This is a genomic window from Flavobacterium sp. (assembly GCF_003525665.1).
Lineage (GTDB): Bacteria > Bacteroidota > Bacteroidia > Flavobacteriales > Flavobacteriaceae > Flavobacterium.
Window position 1 is genome coordinate 5,347 of record NZ_DQDX01000009.1, and the last position, 4,824, is coordinate 10,170.

The following is a 4,824-nucleotide window of genomic DNA, read 5'->3' on the forward strand; positions in this document are numbered from 1 at the left end:
GCATCGAATTATTTTCATTTCCAAATCCGCCGCAAAGAGTTTCACAACCCGAAGCTTGTGGATTACGTCATTTAGCATTTGAAGTAAATGACATTGAACAAACTAGAAATTATTTGATTTCAAAAAATATCGATTCAGAAATAATTCGAATTGATGAATTTACAGGTAAAAACTTTTTCTTTATTACCGATCCTGATGGTCTACCAATTGAATTTTATGAAAAGTAATTTGAAATAATCAAACTGTCAACTGCTTATTTTCGTAGATGATAGTATGAAAAAAATCATTATTACTATCGTATTTGTATTTGCATTTTCAAATATTCTATTGGCTCAAAAAATAGAAAACACTGCGTCATTTAGAGACATTAAAAGTGATTCCTACTTTAGGTTTAATTATGATAATGACTATTTTGGTTCTACCGATGAAAATTATACACAAGGTTATAATTTTGAACTAGTTGCTCCATTTTTAGAAAAAAATCCAGTTAATAAATTGTTTTTAAAACCTAAAAATTCGGAACTCAAATACGGTTTATCCATTGAACACATTGGTTTTACGCCTTTCAGAATTGGAAGTCCCGAAATACAATTGGGCGACCGACCATTTGCGGCAGCGATAATGCTAAAAAGTTTCTCTATTGCAACAGATACCATCCAAAAATCGAGATTGGTTTCTACTTTAAGCGTTGGATTAATTGGTCCTGGAGCTTTTGGGAAAGAAATGCAAGTTGGAATTCACGAAGCCACTGGAAACACGATTCCGATGGGTTGGCAAAATCAAATTAAGAATGATGTTGTGCTGAATTACGGATTGATTTATGAGAAACAACTCGTTCGATACAACGATTTATTTGCTTTAAATGCAAATTCAAAAATGCAATTTGGAACCTTATTTACCAATGCATCAGTTGGATTTAATACCAGTTTCGGAATTATAAATTCGGCTTTTACATCGGTTAAAAACAAAAATAAATTTCAATTGTACCTGTTTTTACAACCATCAGTAAACATAATTGGATACGATGCCACACTTCAAGGCGGATTATTTAATGATAAAAGTCCGTACACCATTTCATCGAATTCAATTGAACGATTTACTGCACAAAATAATTATGGTTTAATTCTGCAAACCAAGACATTGTATTTTGAATACTTCATCGCGCATCTTACTCGTGAATTTAAAACTGGATCATCAGCAAAATATGGTGGAATAAAAATTGGTTTCAAATTTTAATTCGCCGATAAAATCTTATTAACAAAACGAACATCTGAAATCTAAAATCTAAAATTTAATTTTACCTTTGACGCTTTATTAAAATTTAGATTATGGTTTATAAATTTAGAGTAATTCTAGATGCTGAAGAAGATATTTTTAGAGATATCGCAATCCTTCAAGACGACACTTTAGAAGATTTGCACAATGCAATCGTTAATGCTTTTGGCTTTGACGGATTGGAAGTTGCTTCGTTTTATACATGTGATGATACTTGGAATCAAGAAGATGAAATTCCGATGTTTGACTCTGGAGATATTCCTGGTGAGAACAAGATTATGAGCGATTATCAATTGGCAGATATTTTAGATACTGACAATACCAAAATCATTTATGTTTATGATTTCATCAATATGTGGACATTTTTAGTCGAACTTGCTGCTGTTGAAGAAACGATAGAAACTGGAGTAATTTACCCAAGTTTATTGTTTTCTCACGGAGAAATGCCAGCCGAAGCTATGGAAAAACATTTTCAAGCCGATTTTGATGAAGAAGAAAGCTACAACGAATTTGAAGACGATTTAGACGAAGACGATCTTGATGCTTTTGGAAGCGACGACAGCTTTGAAGATTATGGATTTGAAGAAAATTGGAATTAAATTTCGAAAAGAAAATAGAGAATAGAAAATAGAGAAAAGACTTCTTAAATAAGTAAAGATGTGTAGAATTATCTGAACAATCTATGTTCTATATTCTATTATCTTTATTCTAAATAACAAAAAATGATTAACTTATTCAACGCCCACATTGAGAATTTATCCATCCATAGAGTTGGAAACAAAAGCCGTAACGAAGCCATTTTTCTATCTGAAAGTCCTTATGGATTAAACGATGAAATTGTTCCTTTATTGAAGGAATATTTCTTTAAATCGTTTCGTGAGAAAGAAGAAAACTACTTTCAATTTGCACACGAAGTAGATTTAGAATACAATGAAATGTTCAATTTTGCGACCGAGGTTTTTACAAATCCGAGTGCTGTACATGATATTTCTAAAAAAATTACCAATCATTTATTTGAGCAATCCAATCATCCGCACATTAAAAACGGAGAAGTTTATGTAACTTATTTAACTAATGTATCAATTGACAATAATGTTGTTGATGCTATTGGTATTTTTAAAAGTGAATTACGTACCGATTTTTTACAATTTGAAGAGAAAAACAGTAGTTTAGAAATGATTCTTCAAGAAGGAATTAACTTGAACAAACTAGATAAAGGTTGTCTTATTTTCAATTACAAAAAAGAAGAAGGTTACAAAATCTTAACCGTTGATAGCAATCGATACGATGCAAGATATTGGTTAGAACATTTCCTTTCTGTAGATGCTTTTCAGGATGAAAATTTTATGACTAAGAAGTATTTAAAATTCTGTCAAGAGTTTGCTAAAGAAGTTGTTTTTCCTGCCGAAGACAAAAAGCAGGAAGTAATGTTTATGAATCGTGCGGTAAATCATTTTGCTAAAAACGACGAATTTGAAGAAACAGCTTTCCTGAATGATGTTATGGATAATCCAGATTTGATTCCGGAATTTAAAAGCTATAAAGCCGATAGAGGTGAAAAATACAGCATTGAAGATGTAACGTCGTTTCCTATTGCAAATGCAGCAGTTACTGATGTTAGAAAATCAATTAAAAACGTAATCAATCTTGATACAAATATTCAAATAAAACTAGATTTTATCAATCCAGAAAGTGCAGAGAAATTTGTAGAAAAAGGATGGGATGAAGAAAAACAAATGTATTATTACTTGGTTTATTTCAATAAAGAGAATAAGTCATAGTTTTATAAAGCAGAGTAATAAAATCCACAATTGATTAAAATAAACTTCACCAAAAAGTTTTAAGAAACTTAAAATTGGTTTTGATAATACTGAGCTCGATACTTTATCGGGCTCATTTTGTTTAAGTATGACTTTATTCTTTTACTAATGTAATTGTCAAAATATAAGTCTTTAATACCTTAAGCTTAAAATAAATAGAATAACTGTAATTTATTCTCAGTAATAAAACAATTTCACCAAGTCTTATGAAAACTAACCCTTTTCATTCCATAAAAAAAGCCCCAAATAGTGTCTAACATTTTGGGGCATTTTCAAATTATATTTCGGCTTTTTTATTGCAATTACATTTTTGCTTTTAAAGCTTTAGATTTTTCTGATAATTCTAAAAAGCTGTAAACTGTTTTTAAGTTAGACTTAATTACGTTAGTTTGTTCTTTATTAGCAGGAACGCTTTGATCTAATTTTTCTGAAAGTTCTAATGCCTTTTCATAAACGGGCATAACTTCAGTAAAAATCTTCTTTCTTTCAACAGTTAACGCTTGGTATTTTTTTAAGTCTTTATCACTTGTGCTTGAACCTAATTTATTAATGTCTTCAACTAATTTAGAATCTGGTTTCAAAATATTGTCAGCTAAATTTAAGTAAGCATCAATAAAGTTTGGATCTAACTCGATAGCTTTTGTATAATATTTTTTAGCTTCGTCAAATTGATTTGCAGTGTTCGAAACAACACCTAGATTAAAAACTAAACTCGCATCATTAGGATTTTTAGCTAGTGCTTCGTTAACTAATCTTTTGTATGTTTCATTGTCTTTTAACTTGTAGTATAAATCCGCTTCCGTTACAATTAAAGAAACATCATCCGGATTGGCTTTTCTAGCATCGGCAATTGCAGTTTTAGCTTCCTCATTTTGACCTTTTTGAAGTAAAATTATTGCAATGTTTTTGTAGATTTCGCCTCTTTTAGAAGGAACTTTTTCTTCTCTTGGTAATGAATGAGTTTTTAACTTTACTAAGTTATCTCTTTCGTTTTTTGTATTGAATAATTCTTCTTGATTAGAAGCTACATTTTTAGCAAAATAAAGAGTTTTTTCTCCAGAATAATTTGCATCTTTTAACTCTTGATAGTATTTTAATGCACTATCATAATCATTGGCATTCACAGCATATCCAGCAGCATAATATAAATTCTCTTGATCTTTTTTATCTAATTGATAAACTGCATATAAAACTTGAGAAGATTCTTTTATTTTTCCTTGTTTCTCAAGAGCAACAGCATAATTTAAAAATTCAGGTTTAAACGATGTAACTGTTTCCAAAATATCATCTGTATATACTTTTTTACCAGATTTTTTTTCGTAATCCAATGTGGCATTCAATCCTGCAGCTAAATCAGATATAGCTTTTGGGCTAACTAATTTTGCCATTGCCATTTGCTGTTGCATTGGTGGCATTGTTTTGTCTATAGCTAAAGATTCTAAAACAGGAGTCATTGATTTATAAAATCCTGCATATACTTTATCGGCCTCTTCTGTTGCTAATGGTTCTAATTTAGCTACTAAAGCTTTATACTGTAGTAAATCGGCACCTTTAATTTCTTCTTTGGCATATATTTTTTTTAACGCTTTCAACTCGTCTTTTTGGGCGAAAGAAGCAACAGAAACTAATAATGAACTTGCAATTATTATTTGTTTAATTTTCATAAAATTTAATTTTAATTGTTTTTATTGTTTATTGCAAAAGCCATGAAATCAATATTGCTATTAGT

The 4,824-nt window shown here is 30.1% G+C and carries 5 protein-coding genes; 4 read left to right on the forward strand and 1 reads right to left on the reverse strand.

Translation table 11 applies throughout. The annotated features are described in order from the left end of the window. The 4 genes from DIU01_RS00650 to DIU01_RS00665 form a co-directional block, all read left to right on the forward strand. On the forward strand, positions 1-227 hold a 227-nt coding region (locus DIU01_RS00650; protein WP_290831337.1), incomplete at its 5' end, for a VOC family protein. A 46-nt stretch (positions 228-273) separates the two neighbouring features. Beyond that, positions 274-1,236 (forward strand): lipid A deacylase LpxR family protein, encoded by a 963-nt coding sequence (locus DIU01_RS00655; RefSeq protein WP_290831338.1) that lies wholly within the window; start codon positions 274-276, stop codon positions 1,234-1,236. Between the two features lie 92 nt (positions 1,237-1,328). Beyond that, on the forward strand, positions 1,329-1,874 hold the full coding sequence (locus DIU01_RS00660; protein ID WP_290831339.1) for a hypothetical protein: 546 nt from the start codon (positions 1,329-1,331) through the stop codon (positions 1,872-1,874). Between the two features lie 123 nt (positions 1,875-1,997). After that, entirely contained in the window at positions 1,998-3,056 is a 1,059-nt protein-coding gene (locus DIU01_RS00665; protein WP_290831340.1) for a nucleoid-associated protein, read from the forward strand. Positions 3,057-3,397: 341 nt separating this feature from the next. Here DIU01_RS00665 and DIU01_RS00670 read toward each other — a convergent pair whose 3' ends face one another. Continuing rightward, positions 3,398-4,759 (reverse strand): tetratricopeptide repeat protein, encoded by a 1,362-nt coding sequence (locus DIU01_RS00670; RefSeq protein WP_290831341.1) that lies wholly within the window; start codon positions 4,757-4,759, stop codon positions 3,398-3,400. Positions 4,760-4,824: the final 65 nt, after the last annotated feature.